This is a genomic window from Marininema halotolerans (genome assembly GCF_900116235.1).
Taxonomy (GTDB): domain Bacteria; phylum Bacillota; class Bacilli; order Thermoactinomycetales; family DSM-45169; genus Marininema; species Marininema halotolerans.
The window spans coordinates 177,729-199,284 of record NZ_FPAA01000002.1 but is presented as its reverse complement, the minus strand read 5'-3'; the positions used below and the strand labels follow the sequence as shown (position 1 = coordinate 199,284).

Genomic DNA, 21,556 nt, shown 5'->3' with positions numbered 1-21,556 from the left:
TCAAGGAGGTGGGCAGATGACAACCATTCGTTCAACGAAAGAACTGGCTTTGATGAGGGAAGCCGGTAAGATTGTCGCGGAGTGTCATGCTTTATTGGCAGAAAACATACGACCGGGTGTTCAGACGAAGCAATTGGATCGCTTGGTCGAGGATTGGATACTCAAACGGGGGGCAAAGCCGAGTTTTAAAGGTCATCATGGTTTCCCTGGATCCATCTGTGTAGCGATTAATGATGTGATTTGTCATGGCTTTCCGACAGAAGTTCCTTTAGAAGAAGGAGATATCGTGACATTAGATGTCGGTGCACAATATCAAGGCTATCATGGAGATTCTGGCTGGACCTATACCATTGGAGAGGTAGCACCTGAAGTGGATCGATTGTTAAAAGTGGGTCTCGAAAGTCTACACCGTGGAATCGAACAGATTCGTCCAGAAAATCGAATTGGTGATATTGGGTGGGCGATTCAATCCTATGCAGAGGCAGAAGGGTATGGAGTCGTACGAGAGTTTACAGGGCACGCGGTTGGACAGAACTTGTGGGAAGAACCACCGATCCCTCATTTCGGTCTTCCGCATACCGGACCTAAGATTCAGGCGGGTATGGTGTTAGCAGTAGAGCCGATGATTACCGCAGGAAATTGGCGGGCACGGGTGGATGCAGATGGTTGGACCGCACGGACGGTGGATGGATCCCTATGTGTTCAGTATGAACATACCATTGCAGTAACGGAAGAGGGCTATGAGATCTTAACGAAGTTATAAAAGGGGGATAACGCCTAGGGACTGTCCCAGGCGTTTTTCATTTTTCTTTTGTATAATAAGGGAAAGGAGGGTTACACCATGATGAAGTGGCAGCGCGTTTTATTTTTTATTGTAGCTAGCTTATTGGTCTTATCAGCCTGTACGCCACAACCAAGCTTAGAAGATGATATCAACGCGGGTGTGAAAAAGGTCATCGATAGTGACGGGGGCGCCACAGGAAATGGACTTTTGCGGATGAGTTACGTGGCGAGTAATTTTAAATGGGACAGGCTATATATCTTTCCTCCTTATACTACAAAGAAGGCAATGAATAAATGTTTGGGCTTTGAATGGGAGGGACTAAGCAGTGGGATGGATGACGATCAATACAAATACCTCGTTTTTGTCAAAGGGGATGAGGTTGTGCGTACTGTTAAACATCACCGGAATAAGGGAGACTTTGACCCGATATCGAAGGGGCTGACTCCCAATACAGCAGTGTTTCTAGCCAATAAAAATAAAGAAGGCAATTGGGAGCTTAAACCAGCAGGTTCGGCGGATATCGGGAATTAAGCCTTGGGATCCATGTACATCAATAAAAGATGGAAGGTGGAAGAGCATTCGATATGGAGACGCACGTATACTTAATCCGTCATGGTGAAACCAAGTGGAATCAAGAGAAACGGCTTCAGGGGCATCTGAATATGCCCCTTTCTTCTGTAGGTAAAGAACAGGCCCAACGGCTAGGGAAGCGGTTTTTAGGGAAAAGGCTACAGGGTGTCTATGCAAGTGATCTTGACCGAGCCATAGAAACCGCCGTTCCCATCGCTGAAGGAAGTTCTCTTTTTGTTCAGACGTTTAACGATTTAAGAGAGCGGAAAATGGGAGAATGGGAAGGGAAGTTAATATCAGAGATTAAGGAAAACTACCCCGATGCCTGGGAGAGGGTGTGGCAACACGGGGATGAATTTGGCGTGGAAGGAACTGCCTCCACGCAACAGCGCATGCTCCATCGGTTAGAGGCGTTAGCAAAAAAACACCCGGGTGAAGCGATCGCTGTAGTGAGTCATGGTGGGGGGATTAATACGGTTCTTCACGCAATCAGTGAGGGGGCACATGGGCCGGGTCTTACCAAGATTGACAATACATCGGTGACACATCTGATCTACGATACATATACCGGCTGGAAAATCCATCGCATCGGATGCACCCATCATCTAGTCCATGAAGACTTCAAGTTTCCAGTAACGAAAGAAGTGACCCTTTTTCTTGTACGTCACTGTCAAGCAACCGACCAAGCAGCAGAAGCTACTTTAACTGCACAAGGACGGGAGCAAGCGAAGAAATTAGGGGCATTTTTAGCCTCCTTTAACCCCAAAGCGATTCTCGCGAGTCCCTGGAGGCGGACGATGGACACAGCAACCCCCTTAGCTCAACGTCTGGGTCTACCCATTCAAACTGATGAACGTTTGACAGAAAGAGTATTGGCAGCGGAATTACGAGGCGACTGGCTTGATCGCTTACGAGAGTCCTATGAAGACTTTAATTGTCGCTTGCCAGGGGGTGAATCCAATCAAGAGGCGATGAATCGAGGAGTCGCAGCTTTGACTGACTTTTTGGAACAAGGTTGGGATCGAGCAGTTATTGTCGGACATGGAGGGATCACCACTGTGCTTCTTTCCTACTTTAATAGGCTCTACGGATATACAGAATGGCAACAAATGAGTAATCCGGACGTGTTTAAAGTAACGCTTACCCCAAAACAAGCAAAGATAGAACGGATCTGGGACGATTCTATGTTGAGCGGATAACGGGTTGATGTCTATTTTTAAATGCAAGCGGGTATTGAAAAAATATGAAGTGAAACAAGGTGTCCCAATTGGGGGGATGCAAGTGAACATCCGAAACAAAAAGAATGGACCTTGGCTCCTCATTGTTTTCTACATTTTGACGCTTTCTTTAACTGTTATAGGGATGAACCGTTTTTTGAAAGTAGCCGAAGAGGTACAGGAGCGGGAAGCATGGGGTATCGACAAGATATGGATTGACGAGGCCAAGCAAATCGCTTCGCCAGAGTTAACGGCGATGATGAAAGATATTACAGAGTTGGGATCCGTTCCGTGGTTGTTAACGGGTACGGTACTCATCATTGGATTCTTCTTCATTCGTCGGCAATTTCGCTTCGCCATGCTGTTTGCGATGGGAATGCTGGGTACCTCAGTGGTAAACACGGTGTTGAAGGATGTTTACGAGCGTACACGTCCGACACCATCATTGATCGAAGTTCAGGGGTATAGCTTTCCAAGTGGACATACGATGGGAGCCCTTTCGTTTTTTGGACTGATACTCTATGTAACCATGAAAAGTACCCTTTCTTATCGAATCAAGGCGATGGTTGCTGGAACGTGTCTCCTCCTCATCTTATTAATTGGCTGGAGTCGTATCTATCTTGGGGCACATTATCTGACCGATGTTGTGGCAGGATATGTGGCAGGAACAATGATCCTCATCCACTGTATTGTGATTAACGAAATGGATGGTTATCTTCAACGGATAGCAACGAGAGGATAAGTTCCTTGAATACCCCATAGGGGTATGTTATGATTTTTGTATTAGGAATTTACAAAAGGAAAAAACCTTACACGATACCGGGGTCGGTTTTTTCTTTGATGAAATACATACCCTATAGGGGTATATGGAGGTGTGATGATGGACAAAAAAACGACGCTGCAAATCAGCGGGATGACTTGTGCGGCTTGTGCGAATCGCATTGAAAAAGGAATTAGTCAGATGGAAGGGATTGCGTCGGTTCATGTGAATTTAGCGACGGAAAAGGCTTCCTTACAATACGATCCAGACCAAGTGACCTTGTCACAGGTGGAAGACAAAGTAAAGGATCTAGGTTATGACACGGTAAAAGAGAAAATCGACTTATCGATTCAGGGGATGACTTGTGCATCATGTGCGCAGCGAATTGAGAAGGGCCTTAAACAATTAGCAGGTGTCAATTCGGTCCATGTGAACTTGGCTACGGAAAAAGCGCATGTTACCTATTCCCCTGGGGCGATTCAAAGGAAGGATTTGATCGCAAAGGTTGAACAATTAGGTTATGAGGCTACGATAAGAAGTGAGCAGGAAGATGAAACCAGTCCGAGCCAAACCAACAGCAACGTGAAGGGGCAACAAGTCAAGTTTTTGATCGCATTGCTTCTCTCTTTCCCACTCGTATGGACCATGGTTACTCATTTTTCTTTTACTTCATTTATCTGGGTTCCTGATCTGTTTAACGACCCTCGTTTTCAATTATTGCTGGCGACACCCGTTCAGTTTATCATCGGTTGGCAATTTTATCGCGGAGCGTATAAAGCATTAAAAAATGGCAGTGCCAACATGGATGTTTTGGTGGCACTTGGAACCTCAGCGGCTTATTTTTATAGCTTGATCCTTACAATACAAGGCTGGGGTCATGGATCTCACGGGGGGCCCCTTTATTTTGAAACCAGTGCAATCCTAATTACGCTCATCTTGTTAGGGAAGTTATTAGAAGAAAATGCGAAGGGTCGCACCACAGAAGCACTGAAGAAGTTGATGGGGCTGCGTGCTAATACAGCCACTGTACTTCGAGGGGATAAGGAAATGAGTGTGCCCATATCAGAAGTAGTGATTGGCGATCTGGTTATGGTGAAACCAGGAGAAAAAATTCCAGTGGATGGTGAAGTGCTTCGAGGGGTTTCTGCCGTTGATGAATCGATGTTGACGGGGGAGAGTCTACCGATTGAAAAGCGTCAAGGTGATCAGGTGATTGGCGCAACGGTAAATGGAAATGGAGCCCTACGGATTCGAGCAGAGAAAGTGGGCGAAGAATCGACTTTGGCGCAAATTATCCGGGTGGTTGAGGAAGCACAAGGATCAAAAGCGCCGATTCAACGGATTGCTGATCGTATTTCAGGTGTGTTTGTCCCTGTGGTGATCGGGATTGCGGTGCTCACTTTTTTAATTGGGTTCTTTGCCGTAGATCCAGGAAATTTTGCCAAAGCACTGGATCATACGATTGCGGTGTTGGTAATTGCTTGTCCCTGTGCGCTGGGTCTGGCAACACCGACTTCCATTATGGCAGGTTCGGGTCGGGCGGCGGAACTAGGGGTTTTATTTAAGGGTGGCGAACACATCGAAATTGCCCATCAAATGGATGTGGTGGTGTTTGATAAAACAGGGACGATTACCAAAGGAAAACCCGAGCTGACCGATGTCCATTCCTTTGAGATGAAAGAAGAGGATCTCCTTTATTGGATTGCCTCTGCCGAAAAGGAATCCGAACACCCAGTAGCTGAGGCGATTTTGCAGAATGTGAAGGAGAAGGGAATTCAACCCACCTCACCGGAGGAATTTATCGCAATCCCAGGGGAAGGTGTACGCGTAACGGTTTCTACGAAGGAAGTAATGGTAGGAACGCGCCGCTTGATGAAGCGATATGGAATTGAGATTTCCCAATCGGAACCAATCCTTCGTACCTGGGAGGAGGAAGGGAAAACTGCGATGTTGGTCGCAGTGGATCAGCGATTAGCGGGGATCATCGCCGTGGCAGATACGGTGAAGGAATCCTCTAAAGCAGGAATTGCACGCATAAAAGAATTAGGGCTGGAAGTTCGGATGCTAACGGGTGACAATGAACGTACTGCACAAGCCATCGCAGAGGAAGTGGGCATTCCTTCAGTCATCGCAGGAGTGCTTCCGGAACAAAAAGCAGCAGAAATTAAAAAATTACAATCATCGGGATATAAAGTGGCGATGGTTGGGGATGGCATTAATGATGCCCCTGCCTTAGTCACTGCAGATATTGGTATGGCTATGGGAACAGGAACGGATATTGCGATGGAAGCGGCGGATGTTACCCTCATGAAGGGTGATTTGCAAAGTGTAGCCGATGCATTTGCCATGAGTAAAAAAACAGTGAGCAATATTCGACAAAATCTATTTTGGGCATTGGCGTATAACGTCATCGGTATCCCTGTGGCTGCTGCGGGATTCTTAGCCCCATGGTTAGCAGGCGCTGCAATGGCATTTAGTTCAGTCTCAGTCGTCCTCAACGCTTTGCGATTACAACGGGTGAAGTTAAAATAAGACGATTGAATCAGGATTATATCAGTCAAAAGGGGGAGAGCTTTATGGAGAAGGATGAAGAATTGTGTGGGATGGATGGAAGCACCGAACGGAAAAGCCATCATTCCGAAAAGATGAAGAGCAATTTAACGGCGCGTCTCAATCGAATTGAAGGACAAATTCGAGGTGTCCGTCGTTTAATCGATCAAGATACCTATTGTGATGATGTCCTGACACAAATTGCTGCTGCGCAATCGGCTCTAAACAGTGTGAGTCGTCTCTTACTCGAAGGACATATGAAGCAGTGTGTCGTTGAGCGTGTCCGTGAGGGTGATGACGAGGTAATTGATGAATTGCTGGTCACCATACAACGACTGATGAAAAAGTGACAGTTTTGTGTGAATAAGTAGGCGCTCTTTTCCATTTGGAAGAAAATTAGTTTACAATGAAAGGGTGTCTCATTGTATAGTGAAGAGAAGAGTTTGCTACTGTGGGCAATGAAGGAGTGGAATGACGATGGCGAATGCGCACCCCTATCAGGTGCTTCTATATTATCATTATGTACCGATTGAAGACCCCGAGAAGGTTACCGATGAACACCTTCGTTTTTGTAATGAGTTGGGGTTAAAAGGACGGATTCTCATTGCTTCAGAAGGGATCAATGGGACCGTTTCAGGACCTGTGGAGGCAACTCAAGCCTATATGGATGCGATGCATCAGGATCCACGATTTAAAGATATGGAGTTTAAGGTGGATCCCCATGAAGGTCATGCTTTTAAAAAGATGCATGTACGGCATAAGAAAGAGTTAGTTACCTTCCGCGTCGATAAGGAACTGGATCCGAATCAACGGACAGGAACACGTCTTTCCCCTGAAGAGTTCTACCAAGCGATGCAAGATGATGAAGTAGTCATTCTCGATGGTCGCACGGGATATGAATTTGATTTAGGGCATTTTACAAATGCCATTCGCCCGGATGTCGACTCTTTTCGCGAATTTCCTCAATGGATTCGGGAAAATTTAGGGGATAAAAAAGATAAAAAGATTTTGACCTACTGTACGGGTGGAATCCGCTGTGAAAAACTGAGTGCTTTTATGCTAGAGGAAGGTTTTTCTGACGTATCGCAATTGCAAGGTGGCATCGTCACGTATGGTAAGGATGCGTCGGTAAAAGGAGATAAGTTTAAAGGCAAGTGCTTTGTTTTTGATGAGCGGATTTCTGTAACCATTAATCAGGTAAACGAAACGGTTGAAGGGCGTTGCTGTCATTGTAATCAGCCCACCCACCGCTATGTCAATTGTTCAAATAACGATTGTCACGATCTTCATTTCAATTGTGAAGAGTGTGCAAGGGAGTATGATGGTTATTGTAACCTGTGTAACGATCAAGCGCAGGCTGCGACAAAGACTGCTGAAGTGCAAGCATAACACCCGCGATCATGCGGGTGTTTTTTGTATGGGGAAAAGGGGGGCACCACAAAAAAATCCTTCCAGCTAAGCTAGAAGGAAAGATGGGGTCATCAACACGTATGGAAACAATTACTCTTCCTCTACACCACCATCAAAAAGAATGACATTGATCACTTTTGTTTCACCTGCGCGAAGACAAAAACGGCGAATGGCTGTTCCTTTATTAGGGAAGGAGTATTCTCCGATATAACAACCCGGGGCGAGATTACTGACAAAATACCTGCCAATTGCATTGGTGGTGACTATCCGTACCAATACCGGCTCAGTATCCTTTACGGATCCTTTTGGCGGACGACTTGGATCGGTAAAGATTTGAATACGCACGTTAAATATGGGTTCTAATCGTTCGTCCCGTACGGTTCCGCGTAATGCACCAAATAAGGGAGTGAGAAGAAAATCGACACGGGATGTTTGGCCGGGATCCGGGTTGGATGATTTTGCAGCGGATCCAAAATTAGGAGAGGAGACAGTGACTGAAACACGATCGGCTGTGAGCCCAGCCATTGCGAAATAACCCTCCCCATTGGTTACCGTTTCACTGACTAACACTCCCATGGAGTCAAGCGCTTGAACAGTCGTACCCGGGATAAATGCCTGATTTTGTTGATTACGTACTGTCCCTTCAATCTGAGCGGGATTTCTCCGTAGTGATAAATTGATGGTTTCCGTTTCACTGCTGGTTAATTCGCGTGTGGCAGAGGCGGTTTGATAGCCAGGGTTACTCGTTGAGATTGTGTACTCCCCAAGTCGAAGCTGGCTAAATCGATAAAATCCATTTTCATCGGTTTGCGTCGTGAATAGTAGGGATTGATTGAAGCTAAATAGATCCACTTTGACGTCGATAAGTGGCTGATTGGTTTGGTGGTCGCGTATGGTTCCTTCGATGGTGGCTAAGCTGACAGGTGTCGGCGTAAAGGGTGGCTCTGGTGGAGTCGGTGGAGTTGATGGAGTGGGAGGGAGATTGTCAGCTTGTTGTGGACTCAGGGCAGCATCGATTGTAATTGTGTCGCCTCGCGGAACATTTCCTGAGTTGGTCACTTCGTTAAAATTGGATTTATTAAAGACAAGGACATAGTTGGCAGGAAGTAACTGGGTAAATTCATATTGACCCTGGTTATCGGTGAGGATGGAGTCGATACTTACGCCAAAGGAATTAAAAGGTCGAATTTTTACACTGGCTTCAGAAAGAGAATTCGAAGTGGCCGCATTGGTAACCGTACCATCAATGGCTCCAGGTAAAGCGCTTAAAGCAAAGCTGAGACGAGTGGTTTGATTAGATGTAATGATCGCCCCGCCTAGTTGACTTTGAAATCCAGAGGCGGTGGCAATAGCGATATACGTACCCGGGACGAGGTCAGAAACGAGATATTCTCCTTGAGTATTACTCGGTGTCGCTGCGTTAAAACTTCCTTTGGGATCATAAAGGCGAATGGTAGCCCCTGGGATAGCAGCCCCAGAATCTAAGGCAGTGACAAAGCCGAATAAAGAACCTGGGTTAGGAATTAATGAAATGTCGGTTTGGGTTGTTTCACCAATGTTAAGAACGACTCCGATAGAACCTTCACCAAAACCACTAGCCGCTGCGGTTAAATTAAAACTACCTTCGGGGAGGCGGTTAAAGAGAAAGCGACCATCTCCACCACTGACCGTCTCGGCAAGGACAATGTTATCATTGCTATTATATAGGCTTAATTGGGATCCGGATATGCTTTGGCCCGTTACACGATTAACAACTTGGCCGGTTAGCGTTGAAGGCTGTTTTTGTAAGGAAATCGTTAAAGGGGTCGTCATATTGCGAACGACAATCGCTGAAGCGGTATTCTGCACAAAACCGGTAACGGTGATATTGATTAAGTAGCTGTCTGGGCGTAAATTATCAAAGAGGAAGGTCCCGTTGGATTGTGCCACAATCGCGCGTAGCAATTGATTATGGTTGTCAAAGAGACGGACTTGCAAGTTGTTACCAGTAATAGGGTTCCCTTGTTCATTAATTATGCGACCCGAGATGGCTCCAGGGAGGGGCGCAAGGGATACATTGGCTCCTGTCTCCATATTACTGATGACGGGAGCGCCGATGATTTTCGTCTCAAATCCATCCGCTGATGCGATGACATCATAATTTCCTGGGGTAAGATCCTGGAAGATATAATTGCCATATAGACTGGTGGTTACGGTTCCGATAATTCCCCCTTCACTGTCTCGTAGAAAGACCGTTGCACTGGAGATGGGATCCCCTGTATCCTCGTCACTAACATGACCGTTAATCTGCCCGGGATTGGGTTGTAGCGTAAAATTGACGCCTGTTAAGGTGTTGCCAGGAGTCAGTGTTACCGTATCAAATATGTTTTTATAGGATGGGGCACTGACTTGAATAATCCGTATACCTGAAGGTAATCCATCCAGAGTATAGTGGCCATCACTATCAGCAAAGGCAGTGGCAAGAATGGTTTCATTGAGATCCAGGACACGAATAACCGCTTGATTGATGGGATTCCCATTGGTATCGGTAATACGTCCTGTGATTCCCGCTGGTTCGGGTACGAGGGAGATCGCTACCGTCGTGGTTTGATCAGAATTAACAATGGCTCCAATCCGTTGGGTGATAAATCCAGGTTGGGTTGCGGTTAATATATAGTTCCCGGGAGCAAGCCCGGTGATAAAAAAATGTCCATTTGGATCGGTGACTAAGGTGACCAAAAAGATATTGTCCCCTGTGTACATTTTCACTAGGGTGCCATTGGTGGCGGGACTCACCGTTCCTTGCAGAGTACCGGGATTGGGTTGTAAAACGATCTGGGTAAGGGTCATAACATCGGAGTTGACGATCGCTCCGATAATTTGATTTTGGAAAAGGTTTGCATGGGCATTAATCGTATATTCGCCGGGTGGTAGTTCATTAACCATGAATACACCGTTTTCATCGGCAAGAGTATAGGCGATTAAAACGCCGTTTTTATCGGTAATGCGAAGAATTGCACCACTAAGGGGTGTGCCTGAAGTGGATAGGACGGACCCTTGGATGGAACCAGGATTAGGGAATAACTGAAAATTCAAGGTCTCTTCTTCTCCAGGTGTGAGGGTCACACTCCCGCCAGCGACTTGAAATCCAGGTGCACAAACAATGACATTGTAATTGCCAGGCGCCAATTGATTAAAGAGATACTGACCATTGATGTCACTAAAGGACATGGCCACCAAGGCACCTCCTGAATTGATCACACGAATGGCGTTGTTTCCTCCAGTGATGGGCGTTCCGTTGATATCAGTGATGATCCCTTGTATGGATGCGGGATTGGGAGACAATGAAAAATTGACGACGGTTTCTTGATCAGAGCGTATCGTAACCCCAGTAAAGTCCGTTTGATAGTCCGTTGCAAAAACGGTTATTACATAGGTTCCGGGACCGAGAAGTGGGATCGTATAACGCCCCTCCGAATCTGTTAGGCTACGAGCGATGATGGGACCGGTAGAAATGTCCGTGCGGACATTTAACCCTGCGCCAGCAATCGGGTTTCCAGCCTGATCGGTCACCCTTCCTACTAGAGTGCCGGTATTGGGCGTTAAGAAAAAGTTTTGCACAGTTTCTTCGAAGGGCTGAATAATGGCCCCAAGGCTGACACGAGAAAAGCCGTCGGCAATAGCAACCGTCGTATAGATGCCAGGAGCGAGGTTTCCTATTAAATACTTACCGTTTGCTTCGGTTATCGTCGAAGCGATGAGCGTGTCGTTAAGATACACTCGTAGGGTTACATCAGCAAGGGGGGTTCCCCCTGTGTCTAGTACGGTACCCGAGAGCGTGCCAGCAAGTTGATTCAATGTGACAGGGAGCGTGGTGGTTTGATTCGATTCGATAATGACTGAAAAGGTTTTGGAAGCAAACCCATCCATTTGAATGGTGACTGTGTACACACCTGGGAACAAGCCAGTCACTGAGAAACCACCATTGAGTGCTGATTGAGTTTCAGCCACTGTAATGCCTTCTTGGGAAACCACTTTGATACTTGCGCTGGCTAATGGGGAACCTGAATCGGCATTGGTAACAGATCCAGAGAGTAAACCTGCATTGGCTTGAAGTGCGAAATCAATGCGTTGGGAACTACCTGCTGCCACATCCACACGTAGAAATGAAGTGGAGAACCCTGCGATGCTAGCTTGGATCCGATAGGCTCCTGGGCTTAATGTGTTGATGGTATAGTTACCAGCGCCATTGGTTGTGGTGGTGCTAATCAGGATACTGGATGCGGTGTATACGGATACAAGTACCCCGGCTAATGTCGCTCCGCTATTGGCATTGGTGACTGTACCGAATACCGTTGCTGGATTGGGAGAGAGGGTGAAGTTATCGGTTTGGGTTTCATTGGCAGAGAGAATAATCGCTCGAGTCTCCGATTGGAAATTAGGGAAACTGACCGAGAGGGTATACGCCATAGGAAGAAGTCCAGTAAAGCTATAAAAGCCGGCAGCATCGGTGGTTGTTGAGTTCGTCTCAACACCTAGTGAATTGATTAACCGAACAACTGCTCCTTGTAAGGGTCCACTTCCCTGTCCAGTGACGGTACCGTTTACGGTTGCGGGTAAGGGAGAGACTAGCACATTTTGTGTGGTTCCAGTCCCTGCACTCACTTGGACTGTGGCGCTACCTAAGCTATAGTTTGTTAGGGTTGCTGTCACGGTATAGGAACCAGGTGTTATATTGGAGAATCCATAGCTTCCGCCACCATTGGATACGGTGGAGGCAACGGGGTTATTCCCTGCATCCAATAAGGTAACCGTGGCGCCTGGTAGGGGAAGGCCAGTTGCTTGATCGATAATGAGCCCAGAAATGTTGCCGGTGGTGGGTTGTGCATTGGATGTAATCGTAATTTGATCGGATGCAATGGGGGTATTTCCCCCTGTAAAACTATCGACGCCTGTGACGGTGACTTCATCGAGGGAGTGTTGTCCGGTTTGTTGTAAGGTGCCGGAAAAAGTGAATAACAGGGTGGCAGAGGCCCCTGCAGCAAGGTTACCAATGTTCCAACTAAGTATTTGGGTCAGGGGGGCATAGACCGCTGTGCCGATGGACGTGCTCGTAATCTGTACATTGCCTGTCTGCGCCGTCTTGAGGGGAATTTGGACAAAGATGGTGGTGGCTGTACTTTTGCCTGTATTGGTTACGTTGACTTCTTCTGTCCAGGTTGAAATCTGTCCAGCAGTAATGGTTGTAGGTCCGGAGACGATACGTTTTTTTACAGATAATTTAGCGCGCACATCTGCTTGATTAAACGTGAGTAAATCAGAAGAAGCATTCTGAAAGGCATATCCTTCATTGAATTGCAGGGAATCCTTATTGTAGTTATTGTTATTTGTCGCAGTGAAAAAGAGCGTTCGAATCTGTGTCGCTGCGGTGATCCCAAGAAATGAGAATAAGGTGGACGAAGCAATAAAAAAGTCAAGAAAATAGTCGGGATCCCCATCAAAATTCGAGTCCGCGACAGTGACTCGGGCAATATCATAGTTGATAATTGGTAGGCTAAAATTGGGTGTTCCTTTCCCATCGGTTCCTTCAGCGGGATCATTCCACGTATTGGGGATCGGATGGGTGTTTTTAATTAAATCTAACCGTTCGTTTAATCCATCAATTGCGAGTACCCATTCATAAGTGGCAGGATTGCCATCGGTTTCAAATAAAAGTCCCCAGGCAAATTGTGTAAATCCTGTTTTGAGGCGTGGATCGGCATTCAGGCGTAATCGAAAAAAAGCATGGGTTCCATCGAAGGCGTAGTAGGCTGCGGGAAATTGGGTGGTTCCTACAATATCTGTTTCCTTTGGATTAATATCCCCAATATGATCAAATAGGACGGACCCTTGAAAGGGGATGGGTTGAAACTGGATCGAACTTGGGAAAAGCATTCATGTTCACTCCCTATTGTGATAAACGGGTGGGTGGGTAATCGATACACTATATGTGGAAGTGCGAAGGAAGGTACAAGGGGGCGATAATCCAACGCACTCTTCTCATGGAAAATTCATTTGCCATTTCTGGGACATGTTCTATGATAAAGTCATTGATGTGAACGGAAGGGGAGAGATTTTATGTCCACCGTCGGCGTACATGAAATCGGTGAGATCATTCGTAAGATCAGAAAGGAACGAGGATTGCGAATTGACGATGTTGCCGATGAAAACATTTCTCCGGCAACCATTAGTAATTTAGAACGAGGCGTCCCCCATGTAAAACAAGAAAAACTAACCTATCTATTAGAGAAATTAAATGTATCCATGGAGAAACTTCCTCAGTTAATGCTTGGAGAACAAAAAAAATTGGAAGAATTACGGTTTCAGCTGAATGCAATTGAGTCCTTAAAACGGATTGGACAGAATCGTCAAGCACTCCTCGAATTGGAGAAAATTGAAAAGCCGGATGATCATCCCTATGCAATGGAAATTTACTGGCTCAAGGGTGTCTGCTATCTAAATGAAAAGAATCACCGGCGTGCTGAAAGAGAACTAACCAATGCAATCCGGTTGGCAGCACATAGTCCGTTAGCCCAAGCCGATAATATCGAAGCGTATACATTTAATGCATTAAGTATTTGTTGTTATTATCGAAATGACCTAGATGCAGCGTTGAAATATACCGAACATGGCCTTCAAGTATTTAACCCTAAGGGTGAACGTACATATATCAAACATATATTGATGCGAAATAAAGCCTTTTATTTGGAACGAATGGATCGTGTCATGGATGGGCTGAAAGTGGTAGAGGAGGTATGGGAGGATATCGACCATATCAAGAAGATGGATACCATTCTTGGCCTGTACTGTATCCGAGCGGAGTTACTTCGAAAAAGTGGATCCCTTGATGAGGCCATTTATTATGGAGAAGAAGGAATGAAATTAGCGGGGTTAAATGATAAACCCACCTTTGTTTTTGATTTTTGGGTGGTGTTAGGAAGCATATACACGATGAGAAAAGAGTACACAAAGGCGGAAAAATGCTTTCAAATTGGCATGACGATTCCAGAAGAGGATCGAGGTCATGGGAGTTATGTGCGTGCATGTATTCAAATGGGCTCCCTGTATATTGAACTGAAAAAATGGGTCGAAGCAGAAAAGATTTTAAAAATGGCCATTGATAAATCGGAAGCGATGAATAGCCCGCAAAATCTAACGGCATCCATCATATCCATGGGAAGTTGTCTCTTAAAACGAGGGAACATCACTGAGGCGATTTCCTATTTGCGTCGAGGAATTGAATTGGCACAACAATTTGACGATCACGAACAAGAATATCAAGCATGGTATCAGCTGGCGAAATGTTATAAAGAACGAAATGTTGAGGAATTTCAACGGTGTACAGTACAAATGTTTCAGGTACAGGATCAGTTGCTCGATCAAGAGGGGATTGGGGATGAAAAAATCGATGGTTCCCTTTCTTAATACAAAAGGATACAAATAATCCTTTTGCTTGTTGTCATACATAGGAGGTAAGAATATGGCTGTGTTATGGAGTGGAGAGACAATCATCGGGATTTTTAAAGAACGTCCCAATCGCTTTCAAGCAATCGTTGAAATTGAAGGGGTTCTCGAAACGGTACATGTACCCAATACGGGTCGGATGAGTGGTCTTTTAGCTCCAGGAACGGAAGTCTTATTAGTACGTTCAAATAATTCAAAGCGAAAGCATCGCTTTAGTCTTACCCTTATTAGGAAACAAGGGCAGTGGGTATGTGTCTATTCAGCCTTAGCCAATCGGGTTTTTGAGGATGGAGTACAACTTGGAAAAGTGAGGGGGATCGATGGCACTTTGCAGCGTGAGGTGAAGATAGGGGAAAGTCGGATTGATTTTACCTTCGAGGGAGAATTTTCTACTTTTATCGAAGTGAAATGTGTGACTTATGAAGAAGATGGTGTAGCAATGTTTCCCGATGCGCCAACTCTTCGGGGAAGAAAACATATCGGTGAATTGATCAGGGCAACAGAAGAAGGTAAGCGAGGGATGGTCGTCTTTATTATTTTTATGAAGGGGGTTACATACTTTACTCCCCTTGAAGCTGTTGATCCCCTTTTTGCAGAAGCGCTGAAAAAAGCTAAGCAGGCGGGAATTGAACTGCGTGCTTATGATTGTACCGTCAATCAAGAGGGAATTGAGCTTAATCAAGCGATACCAATTCGCTTATGAACCTTCGTATGGAATGATGGTCCTTGGGGAAGCTATGGGCGAAAAGGAGGCGTTATCATGAAACAGCAATCCCGGAGTCATAAAGAAGTTCGTCAAGGCAGTGGCGAGCAACAACGGATGGAAGCAGAAGCAAAGGATGTTCGAAACGGGATTCAAGTTAATGCAGATGGCGCTGGCGACAAAAAGTTAGAAGGTCCAGACCGTCCAAGCACCTAAGAGGGTATTCGAGTGAAAAGGCCACAAACTGTGGCTTTTTTTATGGGAAAAAGTGTGTACGACACTCCTCATCTGAATAGGAGTAATAGTGTGATATGATGAGTAAAGGAGGTGTGACTTGGTATGAATCGAAAATACTTCAAAGAGTTTTTTACTTTCCCGGATATTGTTATCATGGGATTGCTTTTCATTGTAGGGATTGCAATCATTGCTCCGAGTACAGAACGGTGGGCGGTTTGGGTGGGTATTGGAGTAGGGATGATTGGCTATGCCATGAGTGAATACCTCATCCATCGGTTTCTGTTTCATCTAAAACCCCCTAAGAATCCACACTTCCTAAAATTGTTAAAGCGATTGCACTATGATCATCATGTGGATCCAAATGACTTGAAGCTACTTTTTCTTCCTGTGTGGTATAGCATTCCTTTGATTGCCTTTACTTCTGCGATCGTATACGGGATTACAAGGGATGGGATTGTAACCGTTGCCTATAGTGTCGGGGTGATTGGATACCTTCTCTATTATGAATGGAAGCATTACATCGCTCACCGCCCAATTAAACCCTGGTTCCCTTGGGGGAGGTACATGAAAAAAATGCACCTGTGGCATCATTTTAAGAATGAAAAATTCTGGTACGGGGTGACCAATCCCTTGATGGATAAAGCGATGGGAACCTATCCTTCCGAAAAAGAAACAAAACGAAGCGATTCAGTGAGGGACTTAGAGGGACGGTCTACACAAGACGTAGGTTAAATGTAAGCGCTTACGGTTTACGTTTGATTTGAAAGCATCAAGTGCTACTTGCAGATGATTGAACCCATCGGATATAATTAAACCATTGATAGGACGAAAGGAGTGAAGGAAGCGTGCGAACCGGAACCTTGAGCGTGATGGACTGGTTTACTGTTGTGGTTTCTGATATTACTTATCGGAAAGTTGCCAACGGGATAGCTGTGTCCAAATTTAGCAATAGGAACCGGGATAACACGTAAGCTTCCTTCACCGCTCCGCAAAAATGTACGGGATTTGCGAAGCCACAGGGCTTACCTGTGGCTTTTTGTGTTCCCTAAAAAGGAGAATGTCCTATGATTATTTGTGCAACGAATCAAGTTGGCAAACAAATTGGAACCCACTGGGTGATTGAAAATATAACAATGGATATCCACGAAGGGGAAAAAATAGGTTGGGTTGGACCCAATGGATGTGGTAAAACCACATTGCTACGGATGTTAGCAAAAGAAGAAACACCTGATCGGGGAGAAATTTTTCATCGCAAAGGAGCGAGAATTGGCTACCTTGCTCAGGTCCCCTCATTTACAAAGGAAGTGAGTATTCGAGAGGCATTGTTGGATGCTTTTGTAGCAACACAATCCCTTCAAATAGAGATGGATGATCTCTCAAACCGAATGGGGGATCCGTTACTTGCACCAGAGAAACTGACGCGCTTGTTGGCACGTTTTCAACTTACTCAAGAAGCTTTTGAACGAGCAGGTGGTTATGAGAATGAGGCCAAGGTGCGGAAAGTAGCCCATGGACTAGGTTTTGCGGAGAAGATGCTCGATACTCCCTTTCATACCTTAAGTGGGGGCGAAAAAACAAAGGTAGGTCTTGCACGTATTTTGCTTCAAGAGCCGGATCTCTTGTTGTTGGATGAGCCAACAAACCATCTGGATCTTGCTGCAGTGGAGTGGTTGGAAGATTATTTGAGTCGAATACCTGCAACCGTGATCGTTGTTTCCCATGACCGCACATTTTTAGATCGAGTTGTGCACCGCATTTTTGATTTGGAGGGTGGCGAACTCGTCCTTTATGAAGGGGGATACTCTTTCTTTGTAAAGGAAAAGGAAAAGCGCCTTCTTCTGGAGTTTGAAGCCTATCAAGAGCAACAGAAAAAAATAAAAAAGATGAAGGAAGCGATTAAACGGCTTCGCGAATGGGCAAACCGAGCCAATCCACCAAATGATGGAATGCATCGGCGAGCTTCGAGTATGGAGAAGGCGTTACAGCGTATTGAGCAACGAAAGAAACCCGTACTTGAACGGAAAAAAATCGGTCTTCGCTTTGAAATGGAGATGCGAAGTGGAAATGATGTGCTGATAGCAGAGGATGTTTCAAAATGGTTCGGGGAACGTATTGTGCTAGAGGCTGTGGATTTAAGAGTTCGCTTTCGTGATCGTGTGGCAATCGTAGGGGGAAATGGCTCGGGAAAAACAACGTTATTACGAATGGCAACATCGCAAATGGAACCGGATATAGGAGAAATTCGAGTAGGAAGTGGTGTGAAAGTGGGTTATCTGTCCCAGGTAGGTTGGGAAGGAGATAGCCAAATGACTGTGCTTGAAGCCTTTCGTGAAGAGGTGCCTGTGGAAGAGGGTGAAGCAAGGCATCTATTGGCGAAGTTTTTGTTTTATGGGTATGCGGTATTTCGTCCCGTTCATCATTTAAGTGGTGGTGAACGCATGAGACTGCGTTTGGCACAATTAATGTATCAAGGTGTTAATTTTCTCATTCTGGACGAACCAACCAATCATTTGGATATTGATGCTAGAGAAGCGCTGGAAGAAGCCTTGATGGAATTCGATGGAACAATCCTGGCAGTTTCCCATGACCGCTGGTTTTTAAATCGTTTATTTTCACCCGTCTATTGGCTTGAAAAAGGGGCATTGCAACGCTTCGAAGGGAATTACGATGAGGCAAGGGAAAAAAGAAATCAATCAACGAATCGAATCAAATGGTAAGGTGTCTGAATAACGGTTTACTTTTTTTGTAAAGAGGGAATGAATCGGATAAGGAGGTGTTCCCTATGTTCGATCTTGAAGAAGGGAAACCGTTGTCCGAAGGATTGCATGAAGATTTCGATGGGGAAATCAATCCTGATTTAGAATCACAACCGGAAGCGCTATCCAAGCGAAGTTTTGATCAACGGAATAAGTGGAAGGATCTCATATAAAGAACACCCGTCGAAGGTTGACGGGTGTTTTTTAGTTAAAGGAGGAAGTTCATGTAATTATCCAACTGACGGCGACATATAGGAGAAGGCTTGCGATACCCACAAGAAGTGAAGCTTTTAATTTCATACGGGAATATTTCATTAAAGGTAGTTTCATGACAGTAGCCATTGCGACAGTGTTATCACTTAGAAGGGAAGCGAAGCCGCCAAATGTCCCACTAGCAAAGACCGCGCCTGCAATTAAAGGTAGAGGGACAGCGGTACCTGCGGCGAGAGAGAAACCAAGGGGCATCAAAATTGCCCATGACCCAAAACTAGAACCTAGAATGTATGCAATCACACATCCAATGAGAAAGAATGCGGGGGTTAACCAAAGGGCAGGTAGGGATGAACCAATTAGATTTTTGGTATAGGGAATGAATCCAAGATCGGTTGAAACCGCGGTTAATGCCCAGACGAGGGCAAGTAAAAGATTGACTCCCATCATCTCGTTGCCCCCTTGCATAAAACCAAACAAGAGCCGAGCTAATGGTTGTCTGAACAGCGTGTACCAAATCATCATTAGCAAAAGTGTAATGAAGATGGCTTCCAACATTGCTTTACTTGCATCGGCTTTAATGAGGGCACCCCAAAATGTCGATGCTTTTGATGCGCCGTCCCACCATGTTAGGAGAAAGGTGAGGCAAAGAAGAACCAACAGGGGTACGACTAGGTGAATGGCACGTGGGGTTACAGTTTCGGAAACAATTTCGATCGGATCAGGAAAATCGCTATCGGGTTCGTGTTCACTACTCGCGCCGGATATTTTTTTTTGTGGTGTTTTTTCTTTTATTGTGTCTTGCGGTGTTTCTCGCAATTGATTCATATAGGCAACCTGAGGTGAAGCGCGAAAAGGTGTCTGAATTGTAGGGGGGCAATCCTTTTGATTCTCTTGATCCTCGGATTGACACGTATCCTTATTGCCTGTGAAAAATGTGAGATACAGCGCATAGAGCAACATGAGGATTGCAAAAAAATTGTAAGGAAGGCTTTGTAGTAAAATCTCGTAGGCAGTTTCCCCCAACCGTATATGGCGAGCGGAACTGGCAATCAGCCCCACCATGTATCCAACAAATGCAGTGCCAATCGGAGTTAATGCAATTAAAGGAGTGGATGTTGCATCAATAATAAAGGCAACTTTAGAGTCAGGAACCTTCAAACGCTGAAAAACTCGTTGCATGACAGGCCCTACCGTAATAATGCGAAAATCAGGTGCCATAAACGTGGCTAAGGAGGAGAGCCATGTAAGGATAAAGGCGCCACGCACTGTTTGAATACGTTGGTTCATCCAATTAGCAAAACCAGCAACGCCACCCGTCACCCTGATCAATCCCACAAATGAACCAAAGCCATAAAGGAAGACCAGTAAACGAACATTGTTGGAAACAGCAATTTCTTTCAATAGATAAAAAACGGCTGCATCCAATCCACCAAGAATATGAGGTTGCATCATATACGAACCAATCAATAGACCTACTACGAGTCCAGGCAAAACCTGGCGTGTGAGCAGAGCAACAGGTATAACGGTTAAAAAAGGGAGGAGCGACCAAAAGGTAGGGTGCATCTATCTTCCTCTTTTCTCTAGGACGATACCCCTAATAATCTGCTCCAAAAGGTCAGGAACATGCGCGGATTTTATTTTTCAAGGGCAATTCAAGTGCTATCTGCCTTTCCGATTGCATCATGACATTCATAGATTGAAAGAAAATGATGTAATCATATTGAAGGAAGATGCTGTATGCCCAAAGGGAATCGGAATGGAAACCTAAACCATTCTTTGACGCATAAGTACGTGCAAGGTGAATTGTTAGTCAAATTTCATGCGCATGCTTCAAAAAAGGATATTTATTCGTTATTAGGAAAAGTAGAAGGTCACCCCATGCCCGGGAATGTAGGTGGAGTAGCAAGAGTTCGTATTAAACGCCACATTGAGGATTCGTGGAAGCATCTAGTTAATCATCATATGGTTGAATTTGCTGAACCAAACTATCTCATGAAGGCAAGTTTTATTCCGAATGATCCCCTCTTTCCTCGGCAATATGGACTGCGACAAATTAATGCTCCCTTGGCTTGGAATGTGACCCGTGGGAGAAGAGCGGTTTTTGTGGCAATTGTTGATACAGGTGTCCAAACAAATCATCCTGATTTACGAACCAAGTTATTGCGTGGGTTTAATTTTATCTCTGGTAATACCAATACGAATGATAATAATGGTCATGGTACCCATGTGGCTGGAATTGCTGCTGCTGCAACGAATAATGGAATCGGTGTAGCTGGAACCGGATTTAATATACGGATCTTGCCAGTCAAAGTATTAAACAGTCAAGGCGTAGGTACGTTATTTGATGTCGCGAGAGGGATTTTATATTCCGTTCAACGGGGAGCAAAGGTGATCAATTTGAGCCTTGGCGGGCCAAACACCAGCGCAACCTTGCAAAATGCAGTCAATACAGCCTGGCAAAGAGGGGTGGTTGTCGTTGCTGCTGCAGGCAACAATGCGAGTAGCGTTCCGGAATATCCTGCATTCTATACCAATGTGATTGCTGTGGCAGCAACAAATGCAAGAGATCGCCGGGCCTCGTTTTCGAATTTTGGGAGCTGGGTAGACGTTGCGGCTCCAGGTGTTAATATTCTCTCGACAACAGTCGGCAGTGGATATGGATTCAAAACAGGAACTTCAATGTCCACCCCCTTTGTGACGGGATTGGCTGGCTTGCTGGCCAGTCAGGGACGAAATAATGTGCAAATCCGACGTGCCATCCAACAAACTTCCAATCGAAGCATTCCTGGGACCACTTACGGTCGAATTAATGCCAATCTATCCGTACGTAGTTGACGCTAAGCGAAGATCCCGATCTTCTATTCCGAAAAGAAT

General features: G+C 45.4%; 17 protein-coding genes. 15 read left to right on the top strand and 2 right to left on the bottom strand.

Annotated elements, in window-relative coordinates:
- The first annotated feature begins 16 nt into the window (after positions 1 to 16).
- The 7 genes from map (at position 17) to trhO (ending at position 7,270) form a co-directional block, all read left to right on the top strand.
- Positions 17 to 763 (top strand): type I methionyl aminopeptidase, encoded by a 747-nt coding sequence (gene map / locus CHX35_RS03270; protein WP_091833867.1) that lies wholly within the window; start codon positions 17 to 19, stop codon positions 761 to 763.
- Positions 764 to 841: 78 nt separating this feature from the next.
- Positions 842 to 1,315: a hypothetical protein gene (locus tag CHX35_RS03265; RefSeq protein ID WP_091833864.1), complete on the top strand. Its 474-nt coding sequence runs from the start codon at positions 842 to 844 to the stop codon at positions 1,313 to 1,315.
- 53 nt (positions 1,316 to 1,368) lie between these two features.
- A complete protein-coding gene (locus CHX35_RS03260) occupies positions 1,369 to 2,553 on the top strand; it encodes a 2-carboxy-D-arabinitol-1-phosphatase (protein WP_176391856.1) in 1,185 nt (394 codons plus the stop codon).
- Positions 2,554 to 2,635: 82 nt separating this feature from the next.
- On the top strand, positions 2,636 to 3,313 hold the full coding sequence (locus CHX35_RS03255) for a phosphatase PAP2 family protein (protein WP_176391855.1): 678 nt from the start codon (positions 2,636 to 2,638) through the stop codon (positions 3,311 to 3,313).
- A gap of 138 nt (positions 3,314 to 3,451) precedes the next feature.
- Positions 3,452 to 5,863 (top strand): heavy metal translocating P-type ATPase, encoded by a 2,412-nt coding sequence (locus tag CHX35_RS03250; RefSeq protein WP_091833854.1) that lies wholly within the window; start codon positions 3,452 to 3,454, stop codon positions 5,861 to 5,863.
- 44 nt (positions 5,864 to 5,907) lie between these two features.
- Complete coding sequence (locus CHX35_RS03245) at positions 5,908 to 6,231, top strand: metal-sensitive transcriptional regulator (RefSeq protein WP_091833851.1); 324 nt, start codon at positions 5,908 to 5,910, stop codon at positions 6,229 to 6,231.
- A gap of 127 nt (positions 6,232 to 6,358) precedes the next feature.
- On the top strand, positions 6,359 to 7,270 hold the full coding sequence (gene trhO / locus CHX35_RS03240; protein WP_091833848.1) for an oxygen-dependent tRNA uridine(34) hydroxylase TrhO: 912 nt from the start codon (positions 6,359 to 6,361) through the stop codon (positions 7,268 to 7,270).
- A 111-nt stretch (positions 7,271 to 7,381) separates the two neighbouring features.
- On the opposite strand, the gene CHX35_RS03235 is transcribed toward trhO, so the two are convergent.
- Entirely contained in the window at positions 7,382 to 13,204 is a 5,823-nt protein-coding gene (locus tag CHX35_RS03235; protein WP_091833845.1) for a carboxypeptidase regulatory-like domain-containing protein, read from the bottom strand.
- Between the two features lie 183 nt (positions 13,205 to 13,387).
- On the opposite strand from CHX35_RS03235, the gene CHX35_RS03230 reads away from it, so the two are divergent.
- The 7 genes from CHX35_RS03230 (at position 13,388) to CHX35_RS17400 (ending at position 18,642) form a co-directional block, all read left to right on the top strand.
- Complete coding sequence (locus CHX35_RS03230) at positions 13,388 to 14,734, top strand: helix-turn-helix domain-containing protein (protein ID WP_091833842.1); 1,347 nt, start codon at positions 13,388 to 13,390, stop codon at positions 14,732 to 14,734.
- A gap of 55 nt (positions 14,735 to 14,789) precedes the next feature.
- On the top strand, positions 14,790 to 15,476 hold the full coding sequence (gene sfsA / locus CHX35_RS03225; protein WP_091833839.1) for a DNA/RNA nuclease SfsA: 687 nt from the start codon (positions 14,790 to 14,792) through the stop codon (positions 15,474 to 15,476).
- Positions 15,477 to 15,533: 57 nt separating this feature from the next.
- Complete coding sequence (locus CHX35_RS17405; protein WP_176391854.1) at positions 15,534 to 15,692, top strand: hypothetical protein; 159 nt, start codon at positions 15,534 to 15,536, stop codon at positions 15,690 to 15,692.
- Positions 15,693 to 15,815: 123 nt separating this feature from the next.
- Entirely contained in the window at positions 15,816 to 16,445 is a 630-nt protein-coding gene (locus CHX35_RS03220) for a sterol desaturase family protein (RefSeq protein WP_091833836.1), read from the top strand.
- Positions 16,446 to 16,558: 113 nt separating this feature from the next.
- Complete coding sequence (locus CHX35_RS17965; protein ID WP_281252044.1) at positions 16,559 to 16,684, top strand: hypothetical protein; 126 nt, start codon at positions 16,559 to 16,561, stop codon at positions 16,682 to 16,684.
- A 93-nt stretch (positions 16,685 to 16,777) separates the two neighbouring features.
- Complete coding sequence (gene abc-f, locus CHX35_RS03215; protein WP_245838600.1) at positions 16,778 to 18,430, top strand: ribosomal protection-like ABC-F family protein; 1,653 nt, start codon at positions 16,778 to 16,780, stop codon at positions 18,428 to 18,430.
- A gap of 65 nt (positions 18,431 to 18,495) precedes the next feature.
- Positions 18,496 to 18,642, top strand: coding sequence for a hypothetical protein (locus CHX35_RS17400; RefSeq protein WP_176391853.1), 147 nt, complete (start codon positions 18,496 to 18,498; stop codon positions 18,640 to 18,642).
- Positions 18,643 to 18,691: 49 nt separating this feature from the next.
- Here CHX35_RS17400 and CHX35_RS03210 read toward each other — a convergent pair whose 3' ends face one another.
- Positions 18,692 to 20,245 carry a Na+/H+ antiporter NhaC family protein gene (locus CHX35_RS03210; protein WP_091833833.1) on the bottom strand — a complete coding sequence of 518 codons (1,554 nt, stop codon included), beginning with the start codon at positions 20,243 to 20,245 and terminating at the stop codon, positions 18,692 to 18,694.
- A gap of 174 nt (positions 20,246 to 20,419) precedes the next feature.
- Between CHX35_RS03210 and CHX35_RS03205 the strand changes: the two genes are divergently transcribed.
- Complete coding sequence (locus CHX35_RS03205) at positions 20,420 to 21,517, top strand: S8 family peptidase (RefSeq protein WP_091833831.1); 1,098 nt, start codon at positions 20,420 to 20,422, stop codon at positions 21,515 to 21,517.
- Positions 21,518 to 21,556: the final 39 nt, after the last annotated feature.